This is a genomic window from Selenomonas ruminantium subsp. lactilytica TAM6421 (assembly GCF_000284095.1).
GTDB classification, from domain to species: domain Bacteria; phylum Bacillota; class Negativicutes; order Selenomonadales; family Selenomonadaceae; genus Selenomonas_A; species Selenomonas_A lactilytica.
On record NC_017068.1, the window covers coordinates 1925702 to 1945134 of the forward strand.

The following is a 19433-nucleotide window of genomic DNA, read 5'->3' on the forward strand; positions in this document are numbered from 1 at the left end:
CTCCTCAGCCAAAAATCCTAGACAACCAGGACTCTGACACTTCTTCTTCATCATCGTCCATGACATTATCATACGCACGGTTGGTATAACGCGCCACGAGATCCCGCAGGGCATCCCCCAATTCACTGCCGCCCGAGCGAAGCACCAAAGGAACACCATCCTGAATGGAACGGCTGGCCGCCTGGAAATCATTGGGCAGAATGTGATAGAAAGGTTCGCCCAGCAGATTTTCCACATCGGCAATGCTGATACGGGTTTTCGCATTGCTGCGGTTCAAGATCAGACGGATCTTATTCTTGTCGTAATTCAGCTTTTTCAGCGTATCCGTGCCGATTTTCATATTCTTGATGGTTGGAATGAAATCCACAATCCCCAGGAAGCTGACAATAGTTGACAAGTCAAGCAAGGCCAGATTCAGCTTGCTGAACATGGAGGTGGTATCCACCAGCACATAATCAAAGATATTCTGCAACTGCCGAATCATATCTATGGCCTTGTCAGCATCGATATTATAAGCTTCCTCCAATTTCGCAGGCGCTGCCAATACGTAGAACACTACATTGTTGTATTCAAAGGGCGTTAGATATTCCTCCGCCTGCACTTTGCGCCCCTGCAGAGCCATGGCCTGTTGGAGATCATAGGACGTGCGCTGGGGCAGCAATTGCAGGTAATTGCTGACATCCCCAAACTGCAAATCAAAATCTACAAGGCAGACCTTTTTACCCTGACGGGCCAATTCAGCGGCCATATTAGTGCTGATAATGGTCTTACCCACCGCCGAAGCGGTACTGAAAAAGGTTATGACAACGCCGTGTATTTCCTGTGTAAATCCTGGCATAATGTCTCCTTCTTACTTTTTAATTAATTGTTACCTACTGGCATAATCTGATCCAGCGGACTTGTTTCCTCGCCCCGCAGTTCCTTATCTGCCCTTTCCTCCCGGGCTTTGCGGTCGGCTTTTGCCTCGGCTTTCGTCATCTTACCGCTTGTCACGCCATTGGGATCAACGGAGCGCATGATCTTGTAATCCCGGCGGCTTTCCTGGTAGGCCTCTTCCATCTTCTCCGACATCTTGACCGGCGTGCGTTCATTAACTACCCGCGGCGTAAGGAGAATCATGATCTCCGACTTCTGCCGGCTGTCATTATGATATTTGAAGAGTTCACCCAAGATGGGAATATCTCCCAGCAAAGGCAATTTCGTGATGGTCTTGGAATCTTCCGAGTTCAGCAGACCGCCAATGGCCATGGTCATGCCATTGGGAATCGTGACTTCGGTCTGGGCCGAACGTGTGGACAGACCTGGCATTTTATAACCATTAGCCGTAACACTGTTCGTCCAATCCAAACGACTGACCTCAGCATTGAGTTTTGCCTGGACATTGCCCTGCTGATCCACTGTGGGATTGAGGATATTCAGAGAAATACCGTAAGGCTTGTATTCCACCGTAATATTGTTGCTAGAACTGGAAGCAGATGGATAGGGAATCTGACCGCCTACCAAAATGCCTGCAGATTTACCACTCATGGTGGTAATATTGGGGCGGGATACCACCCGCGCCTTCCCCTGTTCAATCATCAGCCGCAGTTGCGCATTGATCTGGGAAAAATGCGTGAACAGCCAATTCTTCGTATACCAGTGGTTGCCCTTACTGCGCTGCTGACCAAAGCTTTCCCCACCGTAGAACAGACCTGTATCACCTAAGGTCACCCCTTCAGTATCAGAAGAAGATGAAGTGACCGGTGATGAATAGGTCACGCCCAACTGTTTAGCCGCATCGGAGTTGATTTCGATAACGAGGGCCTCCATATTTATTTGATCAGGATTCTCCATATCCAGAAGGTTAATAACCCGCGCACTGCTATCGATCTGCTCCTCTGTAGTCACTTCGGTCTTTACATTCGCCGACGAACCTGTATTATCCCCCAGTTTTATGTTGCCTTTCTTGGTTGCCACCGGATTCTCACCTACATAGAGGCAGGCAATCTTAAACGCCAGATCCTTTTCATACTGATTCTTGACCTGGCCGCGCAAAAGGACGCGATTTTCTACCATCTGCACCGTAACACCAGGCAGATTGATGGCCCGTTCAATCGTCGATGCCAGGCCCTTGTCTTCGTTGCTGACACTGACGGTAAAATCCTGACGCATTCCGTTGGCTGTCCAAACATTGATGGTTGTAGTTCCCTGACCAACGGCTACAATATTGATGGCAAAAGGCCCCAGTTCCTGTACATCAGCAATCTTTGGATTGCCAACGGCTACACGCGTTATCGCACTGCCAGGACTCAGATAATAAGACTGATTGACGCCTAACCAGATAGGCTGCATATATGCATAAACCGGTGCCGGTGCCACGATAGCGGCAGTTGTCAGCCCCAGAGCAATAGCCGCGGCTCTCTTCCCTGTGAACAAATCAATTTCCCCCTGTCGATCTCGTCCCACGAATTATCTTCATTCCGCCGCTCTCGTGCGTGCTGGCACTAGCCGCTGCAGGCGCAGCTGCTGGTGCGGGTGCCGGTGCTGCTACCGGCGCCGACGTTGGCGCAGAAGCTGCCGGCGCATTGGTACGAGGCGCACTGTCAACGCTGCGTTCACCCGGAATCATATAATCCGTATTGATGGTAAAGATATCGGTTGGTGCCACTGGACGGAGCACTAGATAGATCGTTCCCTTCTGGGAAGCCGTTGCCACTTTCAAGGCTTCATCCAACGGCAATGCCAGGGTTGCAGTTGCCATAGCATCGCTGCTGCCCTTGATGGCTCCTTCCTCACCACTATTCTTGTTATCGGAAGACTTATCACCATTATCTGCCTCAGCACCTTGGCTGCCAGTCTTATTGATAGCCAGCAGCTGTACATTCTGCAACAGGATTTCGCCCTTGAAGCCGCCTTCCTTGGTTCCGGAAACCACCATTACATCCACGAAGTCACCCGGCTTTGCGAAACCGGACACACCCGTGATATCCGTGATTGCCACAGATACCGCACGGCAATTTGCGGGAATGGTTCCTGTAAACCCCGCCATGCGCACATCGGTATAGATCTTTTTCGTGGTCATGATATCGCCCTGCTGAATGGCCACGCTAGTGGGATTGCCGGTAATCTCGCTGACTTCATGCACCGCTTCAGCCGGGACTACATCCACCGGCATCTCCACTACTTTGAGCATATTGTCCTTAATAATCGTACGTTCTGGGATATCCTGCTTGGCCACTACGACCTTGACAAGTTCCACCTGATTCGTATCTTTCGCTGCTGTTTCCACACCTGACAGCGAAAAATAAACCAGAATTCCTAACAGACAACTGACTCCCACTGCCAGCGACACCCATTGTTTATAGGTCAGCTTGGCATCCAGCATCCACTTTTTCACGCTTTGATCATCCTTACCTAATCAACTCAATCAACCAATTGAATGAACCAGAGACATGACAGCCATCTTAGGGCATCTGTCCCCACTTTTTAGACTTTTTGAGGCCACTTTAATGGTCTTCTAATGAACTCTTAACACTATATCACATGACATATTATGAATTCAACCTTTTTTTGCCCCAAATGGAGCAGTATTTCACCTATTTTGGAAAAATCTCGTTTAATCTGAAACAAGCATAGGACTACAGTCCCCAAAAATCCGCACCAAAATTATTAGTACCTAGTTGACCTGCAAAGTACTAATATGCTATAATTTACCTAGTTTTGTGTACAATGTTAAGGGGGTTTTTTACTTGCGTCTGACAATACCAGGCTGCCTGCTTGCCGCAGCAGCATTTTTTCTGAGTTCCGCATCGATTACCCAGGCCGCCAGCTTCCAGCTGGGCGATACCGGCCGTGAAGTTGTTGAAATCCAGCAGGCTTTGGCCAGCCGTGGCTATGACGTAGTTGTGGACGGCGATTATGGCCCGGCTACCAAAGCAGCTGTCGCCGATTTCCAGAAGGATAATAATCTTGAAGTAGATGGTGAAGTTGGTTCCCATTCTTATCAGGCACTTTTCCATCGCGCTATGCCAGAGCATGAGCGCCAGTCCTACTTTGCTGACGGCAATGGCATCATTGACCTCGCGCAGCAATTCCTGGGCGTTCCCTATGTCTGGGGTGGCAGCAGCCCAAATGGTTTTGACTGCTCCGGTTTCGTTCAGTACGTCTACGCACAGAAGGGTATCCAGCTGCCCCGCACGGCAGATATTCAGGCAACCGCCGGACGGCCTGTCTCCAAAGCTGAACTTCAGCCTGGCGATTTGGTTTTCTTTGCCGGCGATTACGTGAATATCTCCCATGTCGGTATTTATGTAGGAAATGGCCAGATGATCCATGCCTCTTCCAGCCATGGCATCGCCTACGACAATCTGAGCCGTGACTACCGCGTGGCCCACTATGCTGGTGCCTGCCGCGTACTCAACTGATTTTTCCCATGAAAACGCAAAAAGCCCCCTGCTCGGGGGCTTTTCTAATTGACAGAAACAGGCCATTGTTATATAGTAGTCAATATGCGAAAAAATCAAAGGAAGTGTCTTTCAATGACAATTTGGATAAAGCGGTTGCTGCTTTTACTGGCGGCCGTTGTCTTGACCGTTTTGGCCGTCTGTTTCTATCTTATCCACAGTGCTGACCAGTCTGTACCAGTTCTGAACTATCATCAGATCAACGACCGGGATGAAAACGCCCTGACCGTTCATACGGATCAGTTCGAAGCACAGATGAGATATCTGGCAGAGGAAGGCTATCACGTCATCACGCCGGAGGAAATGATCAATGCTTGGGAAAATGGAGAAAAGCTGCCAGAAAAACCGGTCATCATCACCTTTGACGATGGCTATGCGGACAATTACCGCAATGCCTTCCCCATTCTGCAGAAATACAATCTCAAAGCCACCATCTTCCTGATTTCGGATTATGTCAGCACCTATCCAAACTATCTGACCTGGACACAAGTCAGCGAAATGCAGGACAGCGGCCTGATTGATTTTGAAAGCCATACCCTGTCCCATGAACAGCTGGACAGCACCAGCCCGGAGGAAACCTGGAATCAGCTTGACGGATCGAAAAAAGCCTTGGAATGGCATCTGCAGAAGGAAATCAACTTCCTGGCCTATCCTTGTGGTTCCTACGATGAAGAATTGCAGCAGCTGGTAAAAAAGGCCGGTTACAAAGGTGCCTTCACCGTCAACTACGGTCTGGCCGATAAGAGCGAGAACCACTACATCCTGGACCGGGTGCCCATCTTTGGCTGCACCAATCACACCCTGATGCGCTTCAAACTGCGCCTGCAGTACACGCCCATCTTCGCACCACTGGCAAAACTGAATCGCGAATTGTTAGCGGGAGGTCATAACTTCCTGGCCCGATTCGTTCCCACACCTTAAATGAAAAAAGGAGCCGCACGGCTCCTTTTTTTTGCGCTATAAATTCAGGAAGGCATCCCTACATTGATTTCCTTGACGATTTTGGCCTCATCCCGGCCCATGCACCAGCCCAGCGTCTTGATCTCTGAGTAGAGCATCACCCGCTGTTCCCGATTATCCACTTCAGCCTGCATCAGAATGCGATACTGCTGAATCGCCTGACCATAGCGGGCGCTTATCTCGTGGTAACTGCGCGGCTTTTCCGGACGGTTTCCCTTATGCCGGCGAATCAGCTCCTCCGCTGCGTTTACTGTTTCTTTATCCGTAACTATCATGACGAATCTTCCTTTCTGTCCAGCTCTTATATGGTTAAAATTCGTCATGCAAAGGAAAAATCCTCTTATTTGATCCGACGGAGGAACGCCTGAATCTTATCCAGGGATTTTTCACCATTTTCCTCTACCCCGCTGGATACATCCACAGCATAGGGATGCAGCAGTTTATTGACTTGCTTGACATTCTCCCGGTTGATGCCGCCTGCCACCAGCACCGACTTGTGGATCTGGGCAATATCCCGGGCTGCCTTGCGCCAGTCAAACTGTCTGCCCGTGCCGCCGGGAAGCGTAGGATGCGGCGTATCCAGCAATACCATTTCCGACGGGTAGGCATTGACTTCTTCCACAGAAAAATTTTCATCATATGAATATGCTTTGATCACCGGGCAAGTGACCTGCTCAGCATAGGCCGCGGACTCATGGCCATGAAGCTGCACGTAATCCAGCCCCACCAGGTCAGCGATTTCATTGACCGTCTCCAGCTCTTCATCCACAAAGACGCCAACACAACGGGCCTCGCGAATCTGCTGACAGATAACCGCCGCCTTCTGCGGATCGATATAACGGGGGCTGGACTTATAAAATACAAAGCCAATAAAATCTGCGCCAGCCTCTTCCGCCACCTTGGCAGCAAATAAATCCTTTATACCACAAATTTTAGCTCTCATAGCGACTCCTTCTTGCCTTCCCATAACATTTTTTTACAATTATCATCATCAATGACTATTATGTTACAGGCTTTTGTCCTCATTGTCAAGACATAAGTCCAATTCGTCAAGAAAATTTGTGTATATTTGTTAAGAGACAAAAGAGCAGCCTGACCACTATGGTCAAAAGCTGCTCAGAGCATCCTTATTTGGCTTCGTCAGCACCATTCATTTCCGGAGGTGCCATTTCCCCGCCCATATCCTCTGCCGGGGGCGGGCCTCCCTGGGGACCATGACCATGGAAACCGCCTTCACCGCGCTGCAGACGAAGCTTATCCCGGTCAATGCCTAACTGCTGGGCCACATCGCCCCAACGGTTGTTGATTTTCTTCATATCCAGCACAGACTGGATATCCTTGCCGCTGAGCTTGGCCAGTTTTGCAGCCATGCCGATGTCATGGGGACGATAGCCATTATTCATAAGCTTCAGGGCCGTGTCTTTATCCACATCACCTTTTTCCGCCATGCGTACAGCGGTCATCTCATTCATCTGAGCATGGATTTGTTCCGGGGTGACACCTAATTCCTGACCGATTTCCGGCCAATGTTTGTCATCCGTCTTCATGGCCAGCACATCTTTAAAGGACTTGCCGCTGATTTTCGAAAGCATGGCTGCCTGACCGATATCGCGGAAATCTTTCTGCTCATCGATAGCGGCCTTGACTTCCTTCTCGCTGACGCCAAAGGTCTTGTTGATCTGCTTGGCCACATCATCAGCACTCATCTGCCGCATCGGCGGCTGGCCGCCACGCGGGCCTCTCATCATGGGCGGTGGCGGACAAGGCTGGCCATTCTGTACATTCTTATCTGCAGCCTGCGCCTGACCTTCCAGAACGCCAAAGCCCATTCCCACCATCAATGCACCGGCCACAATACCTGCTAACATTTTCTTACGCATAATTTTTACCTCCATTCATTTCACATCGGGTAATCTCATTTGCTATGATTATAATATAACGCTTTATTCTTATAGTTGCTTTAGATTACTATTAATTTTTCATAAAATTACGATGAAATTAAGCTGAAAGATCGAAGGTATAAATATTTTTTATTTTGTTCCGGCAAAAAGAAGGATATTTTTCCTATTATGTCGTATAATATAACGTGTGATAATTATGGAAAGAGGTGTATTCGATGACAGAACAGGAAATCGAGAAACTCGTGCAGGATAAACTCAACGAGGCTTATCAGGCTGAAGAACATCCCAAGAAATTCTTCATTACGGAAAATGGCCGTGGTGTCTGCGATGGCGGTGACCTTTACAACGCGCTGCTCGGCGACATGATGCGCATTTCCCAGAAAGCCCTGACCGGCATTCTCAAAGAAGCTCTGAAAAAATAAGGCATGACAAAACAGCCTCCCGCAATTCCCGTGGGAGGCTGTTTTTCTATGCCTTATTTTATTTCACCAATATCCATGCTGATATCCAAGGCCTTGACGCTGTGCGTCAGCGCGCCAACGGAGATCACATCCACGCCGCTCTTAGCCGCAGCAGCCAAGGTCGTCTCATCGATACCGCCAGAGGCTTCCACTACAGCCCGATGGTCAATCAATTTGACCGCTTCTGTCATCAACTCTGGTGCCATATTGTCCAGCATGATCACATCAGCCTTGCCAGCCAGAGCTTCCTCGACCCCAGTCAGGTCTTCCACCTCAATCTCAATCTTCGTCATATGAGAAGCATAGGCCTTAGCCCGCTCCAAAGCCGCCGTAATGCCGCCAGCCACCTGGATATGATTGTCCTTGATCAGGATGGCATCATAAAGCCCCAGACGATGATTGGCACCGCCGCCGACTTTGACCGCATACTTATCTAAGAGACGCAGGCCCGGCGTGGTCTTGCGGGTGTCCACGAGCCTTGCCCCATAAGGTGCGGCAATGGCAGCCAGCTTATGGGTGCGGGTGGCCACACCGGACAGATGCTGCAGCAGATTCAGGGCCAGCCGCTCACCGGTCAGAATAGCCTGTGCCGAACCATCCAACGTGGCAATCACGGAAGTGGGCGTAAGTTCCGCACCATCCTCCAGCACCTTGTTGAACTTGACATCCGGATCAAGCAGGGCAAACACCCGCTCTGCCACATCCACGCCCGCCAGGATTCCCGTATCCTTGGCATGGATAATCGCATGTGTCACAGCTGCTTTCGGTACCGTAGCCAATGTGGTGATATCGCCGCTGCCCACATCCTCCTGTAGCCAGCCTTTGATCTTTTCATCCAAACCTAATATATTCATAAAGTCAAATCCTTCCCTTTTATGCCATCCCGAGCGTTACTGCAGCGGCAATATTTTCATCCCCGAATCGTTCTGCCTCATCATCGGCTTTGCGCCGATCCCCAAAATGCTGGCGCAAGGATTCATCCTGATCGGGATAATCCGCACGATAATGTGCCCCGCGGCTCTCCTGACGGCGCTGCGCCCCACGGAAAATCAGATCCCCGCAGATAAGTTCTGCCCGCAAATCCAGCTCGGCAGGCGAAACCGCACTGCAGCCTTCATACTTTGCCGCCAGCTGACGCAGTTTTTCTTCCCCCGCAGCCATCTCATCGGCCTGACGGACAATGCCCAAATAGCGGCTCAAAATCTGCTGGCTTGCTTCCCGGTCTGCCGCCACACCTGTCTGCCTATCCTCAGTCAGACACTCTTCCCGCCAGAACAGTCCCGCTTCGGCCTGCGGCAGCCGCGTCTTGCCGATGATCGTTGCCACCCTGCGCCCAAAGACCAGGCCTTCCAGCAGGCTGTTGCTGGCCAACCGGTTTGCGCCCTGCAATCCCGTGCAGGCCACTTCGCCGCAGGCATAAAGGGCTTCAATATTCGTACGCCCCCAGATATCCGTATGCACGCCTCCCATCATGTAATGGGCTGCCGGTGCAATGGGAATCAGATCCTTGGCAATATCCACACCATAATCCCGGCAGGTTGCCGCGATCATCGGGAACTTCTCCGTCACATTCTCGATATGCCGGGCATCCAGCCAGATATGGCTGACTTCCGCTTTGGTCATTTCCCGGAAAATGCAGCGAGCCACCACATCCCGGGGAGCCAGTTCAGCCATGGGATGACAATCCGACATAAACCGCTGGCCCTCGCTGTTCAGCAGATGCGCACCGGCTCCGCGCACGGCTTCGGAAATCAGGAAGTTTGGACAGCCTTCAAGTGCCAGCGCCGTAGGATGGAACTGCACGAATTCCATATCGGCAAGTTCGGCGCCAGCCCGGGCGGCCATGGCCATGCCGCTGCCCGTGGCCCCTTCCGGATTGGTGGTATGCTGGAACAGGCGCCCCAAACCGCCCGTTGCCAGCACGATATGTTTTGCCCGCAGGCAGATCTTTTTGCCATGCCAGAGTGCCGTCACACCATAGCAACGCCCCTGATGAACCAGCAGATCCACCACATAACAGCCTTCCATGGTGCGGATATTCTTCTCTTTGGCTGCCATCTCATTCAGCGCCCGGGCCACCTCTGCCCCCGTGGCATCCCCATGGCTATGGACAATGCGGTTGCGGCTGTGGCAGCCTTCCCTGCCCAAAGCCAGTGAGCCATCTGCATTGCAGTCAAATTCCGCTCCGTTGGCCGCCAGCCAGCGAATGTCCTCCGGCCCTTCCGTCACCACCATGCGGGAGACGGATTCATTGCTGAGCCCTGCACCTGCCACCAAAGTATCGGCCAGGTGCAGCTGCGGATTGTCATCTTTCCCCAAAGATGCCGCAATGCCGCCCTGGGCTTTGCTGGTATTGCTGTCCTGCAAGGTATCCCGCACCACCAGCAGCACATGATGGCCATGGCGGGCCAATTGGCAGGCTGCCGTAAGTCCGGCCACGCCGCTGCCAATCACCAGACATTCTTCCTGCCGCGTTTCCATCCGGCGCGTATCAAAATTCATCAAATAGCGTTGCATGCTGTTTCCCCCTTTATTGCCAGCATCCGCTCCAGAGCAGTTACGGATTTCAGGCGGATATCCTCAGGTACCACTACCTGCGGCTCCATAGTTAGCAGAGCATCCCGCACTTTCTCCAGCGTCGTTTTCTTCATATTTACACATAGCAAGCGGCGGGAAGCCAGATGGAATTTCTTCTGCGGGCAGCGCTCCGTCAGTTCATACATGACACCTTCCTCAGTGGCAATGATAAACTCATCGGCATCGCTCTTTTCGGCAAAATCGATGATACCGCTGGTACTGCCCACATAATCGGCCAGTGCACAGAGTTCAGCCCGGCACTCCGGATGCATGAGTACCAGCGCCTGCGGATATTTTGCCTTCGCCGCCTGGATTTCCTCCACGGTGAGATTGCCATGGATTGGGCAGCCGCCCTGCCATTTCAACAATTTGCGGCCGCATTGTTCTTCTGCCCAAGCCCCCAGATTGGCATCGGGGACAAAGATGACTTCCTTATCCCGTGGCAGGGAAGCCACCACCGCAGCAGCATTGGAAGAAGTACAGCAGATATCACTCATGGCTTTGACCGAGGCCGGTGTATTGACATATGAAACGATCAGTGCGTCCGGATGTTCTGCCTTGGCCTTGCGTACCTCTCCCGTAATGGCATCGGTGAACATCTGGCAGCCAGCATCCGCAGCGGGCAACAGCGTGATCTTATCCGGTGACAGGATATTGGCCGTCTCCGCCATGAAACGCACGCCACAGAAAACGATGACCTCCGCATCCGTAGCCGCTGCCTTCCGGGATAAGCCAAAAGAGTCCCCGCTGAAGTCCGCAATCTCCTGAATCTCCTCCGGCTGATAGACATGCGCCAGGATGATTGCCTTGCGCTCCTTCTTCAGCCGCATGATTTCCTCAATGATATCTTCCATACATAACTCCCCATAAAAAGTAATAGCATTGCTTACTGTCATGACAGTAGACAATGCTATTATAAACGCAAATAAAATATCTGGCAAGTAAAATAGAAAAGTATACAAAAAAACCCGCCAGCAAAATGCTGACGGGTTGTATCCAACGATAATGAAATTAACGCTTGGAGAACTGGGAAGCCTTGCGGGCTTTCTTGAGACCGTACTTACGACGTTCTTTTTCACGCGGGTCACGCGTAACGAAACCAGCTTTTTTCAGAGCCGGACGGAGTTCAGCGTCCATCTCAATGAGTGCACGGGTGATACCGTGACGAACTGCGCCTGCCTGACCAGATACGCCGCCACCTGCAACATTTGCGATAACGTCATACTTGTCAACAGTTTCCGTAAGGTTCAGAGGCTGACGAACGATGAGTTCGAGAGTCTTCAGACCAAAATATTCTTCCATGCTACGACCGTTGATCGTAACCTTGCCTTCGCCTGGAACCAGACGAACACGGGCAACGGAAGACTTTCTGCGGCCAGTGCCGTAATAGCTTACTTGTGCCATTTATATGTTCCTCCTCCAGATTAGCGAATGTTCAGCTCGAGCTTTTCCGGCTTCTGAGCTGCATGCGGATGTTCGCTGCCAGCGTAAACGCTGAGCTTGCGGTACATCTGAGCACCGAGACGGTTATGCGGCAGCATGCCTTTTACAGCGTGCTCAATAACGCGTTCCGGGAACTTTTCGAGCATCAGGCCAGCGGACGTGAAGGTCGTGCCACCCTGATAACCGGAATGACGGAAGTAAGTCTTATCCGTAAGTTTCTTACCCGTAAATTTAACCTTCTCTGCATTGATGACGATGACATAATCACCCGTATCAACGTGCGGAGTAAAGGTCGGTTTATTTTTACCGCGAAGAACTTTAGCAACTTCGGCTGCAAGACGGCCGACAGTCTGCCCTTCAGCGTCTACAACATACCATTTACGCTCAACGTTGGATGCATTTGCCATAAACGTTGTCTTCATGCGATTTCCCCCCTAATAAGTTCAAATAATTAATCGGTTGTGATACTCTCGTGACTGGCTTCCGGGGCTAATGGATGCCATGCCCGTAACATCACAAAGTACATTTTACGCAAAAACGGCCAACAAGTCAAGAACTTTTTTTCTGATTTTCCAAAGAAAATTTCCCCAAAAGTTTTCTGACCTGTTGGCCGTTATTCATCTAAATCCTTAGTCCAGGAAATCCTTCAGCTTGCGGCTGCGGCTCGGATGGCGCAGCTTGCGCAAAGCCTTGGCTTCGATCTGGCGGATACGCTCACGGGTAACGCCGAAACTCTGCCCCACTTCTTCCAACGTCCGGGCCCGGCCATCGTCGAGGCCGAAGCGCAGGCGCAGAACCTTTTCCTCACGGGGCGTCAGGGTATCAAGAACTTCTTCGAGCTGCTCTTTGAGGAGCATGAAGGAAGCCGCATCAGCCGGTGCCGGTGCATCCTGATCCTCGATGAAGTCGCCCAGATGGGAATCTTCCTCTTCGCCGATTGGCGTTTCCAGGGATACCGGTTCCTGGGCGATCTTCATGATCTCCCGGACACGTTCCACGCTGATATCCATTTCCTTGGCGATTTCTTCCGGCGACGGTTCGCGGCCCAGCTGCTGCAGGAGCTGACGGGATACGCGGATCAGCTTGTTGATGGTCTCCACCATATGCACCGGAATGCGGATGGTACGGGCCTGGTCAGCAATGGCGCGGGTGATGGCCTGACGAATCCACCAGGTCGCATAGGTACTGAACTTATAGCCCTTGGTATAGTCAAACTTCTCCACCGCCTTGATAAGGCCCAGGTTACCTTCCTGAATCAGATCCAGGAACAACATGCCGCGGCCCACATAGCGCTTGGCGATGCTGACCACAAGGCGCAGGTTGGCTTCTGCCAGACGCTTCTGGGCAATCTCGTCGCCCTCCTGCATGCGCTTGGCCAGTGCCACTTCCTCATCAGCCGTGAGCAAAGGCACGCGGCCGATTTCCTTCAGATACATGCGCACGGGATCATCAATGCTGATGCCCTCGGGCACGGAGAGATCGATTTCGACCTCTTCTGCATCCTTGTCGTCAATGTCAATATCATCATCCCCTACATCCGTAGTAGAGGAATCATCCACAATCTCGATACCCTGCTGGCTGAAGGTATCATACATGCGGTCGATTTCGTCAGGGGTCAGGTCTTCCTGCTGGAGAGCTTCTACGAGTTCCCCATAAGTCAATGTACCACCGTTTTTGTTTCCTTTGGACAACAGATTTTCCACAATCTGCGAACTGTGGTTCTTACTGCCAGCCTCAGCCTGCGCGACACCCTTCTTTTTCGCATCAGCCATTCAGCATACCCCTTTCCACGACCTTAATATTCCATACGATTTCACTCAAGTTGCAATTCTTCCATTTCACTTTTGATTTGCTGGGCCTTATTGAGTTCCTCAATATAGCCCGTATCCCCGGCCTGAGATAATTCCATGGCCCGTTGGGAATGTCTGATGTAGCACAGGTTCAGATATGCCCTGCGCAACACATTAACCGCCTTGGTATAGGCATCGGTTTCACTGAGGACGCCCAAGTCCTCCACCATGGCCCTAGACAACTCGGCCACGGCTTCCTCGCTTAACTTGTCAGCGACCTCAATATCATTAGTTTTCTGCCCTTGGGCGGCTAAATCCTGCAAGTAAAGAAAAATTTCCCGCTGGGCACTGTCGCCAATGCTTTCCAATGGCACCATCGTCGCCAAGTGCTGCAGGATGCCGCTGTCCTGCCAGGCCAGGCGGATGGCAATGCGCCCCGCACGCTGCAGGGCCGTATCCGTGCGCCGGCTGGCCTGCCGGATAGGCGCCCGGGGAGTTTCCGCCTCTGGCAATGGCAAGGGCTGATGGCTGAACCTGCGCAGTTCATCCCGCACGATGCCTTCATCCAGAAGCAGTGCCTGTGCCAACCGCTTGATATACTCACCAAGCAGTGCCATCTCCCGGATACCAGTCAGCACCGGCAGCATGGCATGGAGTGCCTTGACCTTGCCCTCCAGTGTATCATAGGCAAAATGCTTCAATACATATTGCAGGCGGTATTCCACCAACGGCAAAGCCTTTTTGACAAGTTCCTGGAATGCCGGCGCCCCATGCTTGCGGATGTACTCATCGGGATCCTTGCCATCCGGCACCACGATGACCTTCACATCTGCGCCTGTCCCCTGCACAATGGACAGGGCACGGATTGTGGCCTTCTGACCGGCCTCGTCACTGTCATAGCAGAAATAGATGGCAGGAGCATAACGCATCAGGAGCTTGCCATGTTCCGGCGTGAATGCCGTGCCCAAGGAAGCCACCACATTCTTTACCCCGGCGCTGAAAACAGAGATGGCATCCATATAGCCTTCCACCACAATGGCAAAGCCGGCATTCTGGATGGCCCGATGAGCCCTGTCCAATCCGAAGAGGATGCGCCGTTTATTGAAGATCACCGTTTCCGGGGTGTTCAGATACTTGGGCGTACTGTCATCTAAGACACGGCCGCCAAAGCCGACCACCCGCCCCCGTTCATCGGCAATTGGAATCATGACGCGGTTGCGGAACCGGTCATAGACACCTTCACCATTCTTACGCTCTGCGGCCAGCCCCCCTGAGAGCAAATATTCCTGCTTCACTCCACGCTTCAAAAAGGCGGTGGACAACTTATCCCAGGCATTAGGGGCAAACCCCAGTTTGAATTCTTCAATGGTTTCCGCTGAAATAGCACGGCCGGCAAAATAAGCCTTCCCCGGCTCACCCAACCTTGTCATAGTCAGACAGTTATGGAAAAAGTCCCGCGCCATCTCATTGACCTTGCGCAAATCTGCGATTTCCCTGTCCCGGGCCAATTCCTGCGGCGACTTCTGCCTTTGAGGCATTGGTATGCCGAGTTTTTCTGCCTGCAGCTTAATAGCTTCAAAATAGGAAATGTTTTCAATCAGCGATAGGAACTTGAAGACATTCCCTCCGGCGTGGCAGCCAAAGCAATAGAAAAAGCCCTTATCCGGAACCACAGAAAAAGAGGGGGTTTTCTCACCGTGAAAGGGGCAACAGCCCCAATAACGATTTCCCTTGCGCTTCAAGGGAACATAACTCTGCACAACCTGCAGGAGGTCTGACCGGGCACGAACCTGCTCGACAAACTCGTCCATTTCCTCTCTGTGCATAAGAACCCCTCTTCTGACTAATCATGGTATTTTGCAAGATACTCGTATACAATTCGCTACTTTTTAGCAATATCCTTCTTTTTTTCGAAAATTTTCTGCGTTTACTATAACATTTTTTGCATACAGTTCTTTTACATTATAGTATTCTACCCACTTTGTCAATATCCTTTTTTATTTTTTTCCACGGTCCGGCCCATGGGCGGCATAAAAATCTCTTCAAAGAGGGCTACAGCATAGCTATCCGTGAGGCCGGCCACATAGTCCGTGACGATCTGCTGCCGTCCCCAGCGGGCTTCACGCTGGATAAATTCCGGCGGCAGCTGGCTGGTATTATGTAGGAAGTAGTCATAAAGCTCTCTGAGCACAAAGGAAGCCTGTTCCCGTTCCCGGGAGAGCCGGTCCGAATGATAGATATGCTCGAACATGAAGCTTCGGAAAACATCCATGACCTGCTTGATGGCCGGGGACTGCAGGATTTCACCTGTGCCCTGGGAGGTCATGATCATATCTGCCACCATGCTCGTGATCATCCGGGAAGTGTCCGGCCCTAATTTCTCATAGACCTCTGCCGGCAGGTCGCCGGGCTTCAAAAGCCCCGCCCGCAGGCTGTCATCGTAATCGTGGCAGAGATAGGCGATGCGGTCAGCCGTGCGCACGATGCGCCCCTCCAGCGTCTTGGGCAGATGCTTGCCCGTATGGTTGACAATGCCATCCTTGACCTCAAAGGTCAGATTGAGTCCCTGACCGCCCCGCTCCAGATACTCCACCACCCGCAGGCTCTGCTCGTTGTGGGTGAAATGGCCAGTGAGTTCAGCCATAACAGATTCCCCTGCATGACCAAAAGGCGTATGGCCCACATCATGGCCTAAAGCGATGGCCTCTGCCAAATCCTCATTGAGCTGCAAGCCCCGAGCAATGGTACGGGAAATCTGTGCTACTTCGAGGCTGTGTGTCATGCGGGTGCGATAATGGTCTCCGGCCACGATATAGACCTGTGTCTTATGCTTCAGGCGGCGAAAACATTTAGAATGGAGAATACGATCCCGGTCCCGCTGGAATTTCGTGCGGAAGTCGCATTCCTCCATGGGATATTTGCGCCTTGCTTCCCGGCTCTTGGCCGCCAGAGGCGACAAAATCCTGTATTCCTGTTCCTCCGTGCGTTCCCTGATTTTCATTTCTGTCACCTCCGTAATTGTTGAAATTCTCAATCTATATTATAACGCAATTGTTCAAATTTTGCCAAAGGCAAAATATTCCACTTGACGTTTCAACGAGGCAGGAGCATATCTCCTGCCTCGTTATACACGAATCTGCGTAAATGAAAAGCGGAGGTTATCCCTCCGCCCTGCATCCACGGCCTTTGTCAGCCGATATAGGTCACTTCATTGCCTCTGATATTCACGATGTTGCGATTGGGCAGGCCATCCGGCATATCCGGATAACCAATGCTCAGAGAGGCAAATACCCACTCATCCTCAGCCATGCCCAACTCATGGAGATAGTCCAGCAGTACCGGATTATCCTGCAGCCAGCGCAGCTGGTTGATCCAGCAGGCGCCCAAGTCCAGGGCGTTGGCCGCCAGCAGCATATTCTCCATGGCCGCACAGGCATCGGCCATATTATTGCCGTAATCCTTCTTATTGGCCACCACGATCAACACCGGGGCATTGTATTTGAAGACATAATTGCCCTTCTTGGAAAGCTTGATGGCCCCGCCGATATTGGCTTCATTCTCCGGCGTGATCTCCATTTTGGCAAACTCGGACTGCACGAGATTTACGAGCTTGTCCAGCACCGCAGCATCACGGATCACCAGGAAGTGATTCGTATTCTTGCTCTTGCCGCTTGGTGCCCGGCGGCCTGCCTCGACCACCTTGTCCAACAGATCAGCCTCTACCATTTCCGGTTTGAACTTACGCGTACTATGCCGGGTAGCAATTACATGCAATGCATCTTTTTCCATACTGTCTCCTATTCCGGGAACTTACGGACATTGTAAGCTTCCTTGATCTTAACCGCCAATTCGTCCAGAGTAATGCCACCGGTGGATTCCACAGCGGCCAGCACAGCACCTTCTACCAGAGGACAATCCAGCATCATGACCTTCTTGTCCTCCATATCCTCCACCACGATTTCCGTGGTCATCACGGCGCTGCCCATATCCATCAGCACGGCTACACCGTCTTCTGAATACACCGCTTCCACAGCCGCACTGATTCTGGCATAACTTGTCCCCAGCTCCCCATCTTCCAGACCGCCGGCCGCAGCCAGCGGCGCATTTGGTGCCATCATCCTGGCGATTTCCACAACTCCTGCTGCTAATTTTTCACTATGTGATACAATTACTATCCCGACCAAATTTCTCCCCCCACCGAGAAAATCAAACTATCTTACCCCAAAGGTCTATAGACATTTTACCATTTCTTCGAGCATATATAAAGAGGATGTTGCACCGGGGTCCTGATGACCGAGACTGCGCTCCCCTAAATAACTGGCTCTCCCCTTGGTGGCAATGATGGTCTTGGTGTATTCCACGCCTTCTTTGGCTGCGTCCACGGCTTTGACCAGCGCTTCCTTCAGTTCTGCACCGGCATCTACCGCCTCAGTCAGTTCCTTATACGCCGGGCAAAGCGCATCGAGCATGGTCTTTTCCCCGGCTTCGGACTTGCCCCGCATCTTGATGCCGCCGATAGCGGCATCCATAGCCAATGCAAAATCCACAGCCGTAACTTCCGTCTTGCCTTTGAGGGTGTTGCCTGCCTTCATAAAGGCCGTACCATAGAGGGGGCCGGAAGCACCGCCTACATGAGAAACCAGCTGCATCCCTACGCCCTTGAGCAGGGCGCCGACATCGCCATTTTCCCATTCCGGCAATTTCTCCAGCACGGCTTTGAAGCCGCGTTCCAGATTGATGCCATGGTCGCCATCACCGATTTCGTTGTCGAGCTGCGTCAAAAAATCTTTTTCTGCTTCCATCCGGGCGGCAATAGCCCGGATGATTTCTGCCATTTTTGCTGTGTCTAACATACTTACTCGCTCCTCTTAACGTTTCAAAGCCAAAGTATCTGCCGGGGCATCATACAGGGCCTTCATTTCGTCATCCAGACGCAAAAGTGTCAGGGAGAAACCGGCCATCTCAATGGAGGTCATATAGTTTCCCACCATGGTATCATAGACCTTCACGCCCTGTGCCTTGAGATAATCCTGCACAAAATTGTTGATGATATAAAGTTCCATCAGCGGCGTGGCTCCCATGCCATTGACCAGAACCACGACCTCCTGCCCTTTGTAGTCGATATCGGCCAGGATTTTATCCAAGAGCTTTTTGGCCGTTTCATCTGCTGTGCCGAGTTTCTCCCGGGTGGTACCCGGCTCGCCATGGATGCCGATGCCGATTTCCACTTCATCCTCAGCTAATTCAAAGCCCGGTTTGCCAGCGGCAGGCACCGTACAGGGAGAAATGGCCATGCCCATGGTGCGGACATTGGCGATTACCTTTTCCGCCACCGCCTTGACTTCTGCCAGGCTGGCCCCAGCCTCTGCCTTGGCGCCGGCAATCTTGTGTACCAGCACAGTCCCGGCCACCCCACGACGCCCCGTGGTATACAGGCTGTCTTTCACAGCCACATCGTCATTGACCACCACATAATCGGCTTCGATGTCCTCATCTTTTGCCATGTCGATGGCCATCTCAAAATTCATCACATCACCGGTGTAGTTCTTGACGATACAGAGCACGCCCTTATCGGTGGACACTGCCTGAATCCCGGCCAGGATCTTGTCCGGCGTCGGTGAGGTAAAGACTGCTCCGGCCACGGCCGCATCCAGCATGCCTTCACCCACGAAACCACCATGGGCCGGCTCATGGCCGCTGCCGCCGCCACTGACCAAGGCTACCTTGCCTTCTTTTTTCTGCGCCCGGACGACAACATTGCCTTCCTCTAATTTCTTCAGCTTCTGGGGGGCTGATTTTACCAGACCAAGAATCATCTGTTCTTCTACCGATTCCACACCGTTGATCAGTTTCTTCATT

21 protein-coding genes are annotated in these 19433 nt (G+C 51.9%); 3 read left to right on the forward strand and 18 right to left on the reverse strand.

All coding sequences use genetic code 11. From position 1 onward, the window contains the following. Window positions 1–4: 4 nt before the first annotated feature. Genes SELR_RS09490 through cpaB form a run of 3 tightly spaced genes read right to left on the reverse strand, consistent with a single transcriptional unit; the run spans window position 5 to window position 3376 of the window. On the reverse strand, window positions 5–838 hold the full coding sequence (locus tag SELR_RS09490) for a CpaE/TadZ family protein (RefSeq protein ID WP_014425005.1): 834 nt from the start codon (window positions 836–838) through the stop codon (window positions 5–7). Window positions 839–861: 23 nt separating this feature from the next. Further along, window positions 862–2415 (reverse strand): type II and III secretion system protein family protein, encoded by a 1554-nt coding sequence (locus SELR_RS09495; protein WP_014425006.1) that lies wholly within the window; start codon window positions 2413–2415, stop codon window positions 862–864. A 1-nt stretch (window position 2416) separates the two neighbouring features. Beyond that, on the reverse strand, window positions 2417–3376 hold the full coding sequence (gene cpaB / locus SELR_RS09500; RefSeq protein ID WP_014425007.1) for a Flp pilus assembly protein CpaB: 960 nt from the start codon (window positions 3374–3376) through the stop codon (window positions 2417–2419). Window positions 3377–3728: 352 nt separating this feature from the next. Between cpaB and SELR_RS09505 the strand changes: the two genes are divergently transcribed. Both SELR_RS09505 and SELR_RS09510 read left to right on the forward strand, forming a co-directional pair. Further along, window positions 3729–4403 carry a C40 family peptidase gene (locus SELR_RS09505; protein WP_014425008.1) on the forward strand — a complete coding sequence of 225 codons (675 nt, stop codon included), beginning with the start codon at window positions 3729–3731 and terminating at the stop codon, window positions 4401–4403. 114 nt (window positions 4404–4517) lie between these two features. After that, entirely contained in the window at window positions 4518–5363 is an 846-nt protein-coding gene (locus SELR_RS09510) for a polysaccharide deacetylase family protein (protein WP_014425009.1), read from the forward strand. A 44-nt stretch (window positions 5364–5407) separates the two neighbouring features. Here the strand turns inward: SELR_RS09510 and SELR_RS09515 are convergent, their stop codons facing one another. The 3 genes from SELR_RS09515 to SELR_RS09525 form a co-directional block, all read right to left on the reverse strand. Further along, window positions 5408–5677 (reverse strand): hypothetical protein, encoded by a 270-nt coding sequence (locus SELR_RS09515; RefSeq protein WP_014425010.1) that lies wholly within the window; start codon window positions 5675–5677, stop codon window positions 5408–5410. A 65-nt stretch (window positions 5678–5742) separates the two neighbouring features. Next, window positions 5743–6345, reverse strand: coding sequence for a phosphoribosylanthranilate isomerase (locus SELR_RS09520; RefSeq protein WP_014425011.1), 603 nt, complete (start codon window positions 6343–6345; stop codon window positions 5743–5745). A gap of 184 nt (window positions 6346–6529) precedes the next feature. Next, the gene (locus tag SELR_RS09525) at window positions 6530–7282 is read right to left on the reverse strand and encodes a hypothetical protein (RefSeq protein ID WP_014425012.1); all 753 of its coding nucleotides are present in this window, start codon (window positions 7280–7282) and stop codon (window positions 6530–6532) included. A 236-nt stretch (window positions 7283–7518) separates the two neighbouring features. Here SELR_RS09525 and SELR_RS09530 point away from each other — a divergent pair, with 236 nt between their 5' ends. Next, complete coding sequence (locus tag SELR_RS09530; RefSeq protein WP_014425013.1) at window positions 7519–7725, forward strand: hypothetical protein; 207 nt, start codon at window positions 7519–7521, stop codon at window positions 7723–7725. Window positions 7726–7778: 53 nt separating this feature from the next. Here SELR_RS09530 and nadC read toward each other — a convergent pair whose 3' ends face one another. The 12 genes from nadC to dhaK all read right to left on the reverse strand — a co-directional run bounded on the left by nadC (window position 7779) and on the right by dhaK (window position 19432). Then, the gene (gene nadC, locus SELR_RS09535; protein ID WP_014425014.1) at window positions 7779–8618 is read right to left on the reverse strand and encodes a carboxylating nicotinate-nucleotide diphosphorylase; all 840 of its coding nucleotides are present in this window, start codon (window positions 8616–8618) and stop codon (window positions 7779–7781) included. Window positions 8619–8637: 19 nt separating this feature from the next. Beyond that, on the reverse strand, window positions 8638–10281 hold the full coding sequence (locus SELR_RS09540; RefSeq protein ID WP_014425015.1) for an L-aspartate oxidase: 1644 nt from the start codon (window positions 10279–10281) through the stop codon (window positions 8638–8640). After that, window positions 10266–11195 carry a quinolinate synthase NadA gene (gene nadA / locus SELR_RS09545; RefSeq protein WP_014425016.1) on the reverse strand — a complete coding sequence of 310 codons (930 nt, stop codon included), beginning with the start codon at window positions 11193–11195 and terminating at the stop codon, window positions 10266–10268. The genes SELR_RS09540 and nadA overlap by 16 nt, the downstream gene beginning before the upstream one ends. Window positions 11196–11352: 157 nt before the next feature. After that, the gene (gene rpsI / locus SELR_RS09550) at window positions 11353–11745 is read right to left on the reverse strand and encodes a 30S ribosomal protein S9 (protein ID WP_014425017.1); all 393 of its coding nucleotides are present in this window, start codon (window positions 11743–11745) and stop codon (window positions 11353–11355) included. Between the two features lie 20 nt (window positions 11746–11765). Next, complete coding sequence (rplM, locus tag SELR_RS09555) at window positions 11766–12206, reverse strand: 50S ribosomal protein L13 (RefSeq protein ID WP_014425018.1); 441 nt, start codon at window positions 12204–12206, stop codon at window positions 11766–11768. 207 nt (window positions 12207–12413) lie between these two features. Beyond that, complete coding sequence (gene rpoD / locus SELR_RS09560) at window positions 12414–13556, reverse strand: RNA polymerase sigma factor RpoD (protein ID WP_014425020.1); 1143 nt, start codon at window positions 13554–13556, stop codon at window positions 12414–12416. A 41-nt stretch (window positions 13557–13597) separates the two neighbouring features. Then, window positions 13598–15400, reverse strand: coding sequence for a DNA primase (dnaG, locus tag SELR_RS09565; protein WP_014425021.1), 1803 nt, complete (start codon window positions 15398–15400; stop codon window positions 13598–13600). Window positions 15401–15558: 158 nt separating this feature from the next. Beyond that, complete coding sequence (locus SELR_RS09570; RefSeq protein ID WP_014425022.1) at window positions 15559–16575, reverse strand: deoxyguanosinetriphosphate triphosphohydrolase; 1017 nt, start codon at window positions 16573–16575, stop codon at window positions 15559–15561. A 188-nt stretch (window positions 16576–16763) separates the two neighbouring features. Continuing rightward, complete coding sequence (locus SELR_RS09575) at window positions 16764–17363, reverse strand: nitroreductase (protein WP_014425023.1); 600 nt, start codon at window positions 17361–17363, stop codon at window positions 16764–16766. Window positions 17364–17371: 8 nt separating this feature from the next. Next, window positions 17372–17758, reverse strand: a complete 387-nt coding sequence (dhaM, locus tag SELR_RS09580; protein ID WP_041914370.1) for a dihydroxyacetone kinase phosphoryl donor subunit DhaM — start codon at window positions 17756–17758, stop codon at window positions 17372–17374. Window positions 17759–17803: 45 nt separating this feature from the next. Then, window positions 17804–18427: a dihydroxyacetone kinase subunit DhaL gene (gene dhaL / locus SELR_RS09585; protein WP_014425025.1), complete on the reverse strand. Its 624-nt coding sequence runs from the start codon at window positions 18425–18427 to the stop codon at window positions 17804–17806. Window positions 18428–18442: 15 nt separating this feature from the next. Continuing rightward, window positions 18443–19432, reverse strand: coding sequence for a dihydroxyacetone kinase subunit DhaK (dhaK, locus tag SELR_RS09590; protein WP_014425026.1), 990 nt, complete (start codon window positions 19430–19432; stop codon window positions 18443–18445). Window position 19433 lies beyond the last annotated feature (1 nt).

What these genes read in the sequence shown, in the direction of transcription:
- SELR_RS09490 (WP_014425005.1), bottom strand. Translation starts at nt 838, where the DNA reads ATGCCAGGATTTACACAGGAAATACACGGCGTTGTCATAACCTTTTTC.
- SELR_RS09510 (WP_014425009.1), top strand. Translation starts at nt 4,518, where the DNA reads ATGACAATTTGGATAAAGCGGTTGCTGCTTTTACTGGCGGCCGTTGTC.
- SELR_RS09515 (WP_014425010.1), bottom strand. Translation starts at nt 5,677, where the DNA reads ATGATAGTTACGGATAAAGAAACAGTAAACGCAGCGGAGGAGCTGATT.
- SELR_RS09520 (WP_014425011.1), bottom strand. Translation starts at nt 6,345, where the DNA reads ATGAGAGCTAAAATTTGTGGTATAAAGGATTTATTTGCTGCCAAGGTG.
- SELR_RS09525 (WP_014425012.1), bottom strand. Translation starts at nt 7,282, where the DNA reads ATGCGTAAGAAAATGTTAGCAGGTATTGTGGCCGGTGCATTGATGGTG.
- SELR_RS09530 (WP_014425013.1), top strand. Translation starts at nt 7,519, where the DNA reads ATGACAGAACAGGAAATCGAGAAACTCGTGCAGGATAAACTCAACGAG.
- nadC (WP_014425014.1), bottom strand. Translation starts at nt 8,618, where the DNA reads ATGAATATATTAGGTTTGGATGAAAAGATCAAAGGCTGGCTACAGGAG.
- SELR_RS09540 (WP_014425015.1), bottom strand. Translation starts at nt 10,281, where the DNA reads ATGCAACGCTATTTGATGAATTTTGATACGCGCCGGATGGAAACGCGG.
- nadA (WP_014425016.1), bottom strand. Translation starts at nt 11,195, where the DNA reads ATGGAAGATATCATTGAGGAAATCATGCGGCTGAAGAAGGAGCGCAAG.
- rpsI (WP_014425017.1), bottom strand. Translation starts at nt 11,745, where the DNA reads ATGGCACAAGTAAGCTATTACGGCACTGGCCGCAGAAAGTCTTCCGTT.
- rplM (WP_014425018.1), bottom strand. Translation starts at nt 12,206, where the DNA reads ATGAAGACAACGTTTATGGCAAATGCATCCAACGTTGAGCGTAAATGG.
- rpoD (WP_014425020.1), bottom strand. Translation starts at nt 13,556, where the DNA reads ATGGCTGATGCGAAAAAGAAGGGTGTCGCGCAGGCTGAGGCTGGCAGT.
- dnaG (WP_014425021.1), bottom strand. Translation starts at nt 15,400, where the DNA reads ATGCACAGAGAGGAAATGGACGAGTTTGTCGAGCAGGTTCGTGCCCGG.
- SELR_RS09570 (WP_014425022.1), bottom strand. Translation starts at nt 16,575, where the DNA reads ATGAAAATCAGGGAACGCACGGAGGAACAGGAATACAGGATTTTGTCG.
- SELR_RS09575 (WP_014425023.1), bottom strand. Translation starts at nt 17,363, where the DNA reads ATGGAAAAAGATGCATTGCATGTAATTGCTACCCGGCATAGTACGCGT.
- dhaL (WP_014425025.1), bottom strand. Translation starts at nt 18,427, where the DNA reads ATGTTAGACACAGCAAAAATGGCAGAAATCATCCGGGCTATTGCCGCC.
- dhaK (WP_014425026.1), bottom strand. Translation starts at nt 19,432, where the DNA reads ATGAAGAAACTGATCAACGGTGTGGAATCGGTAGAAGAACAGATGATT.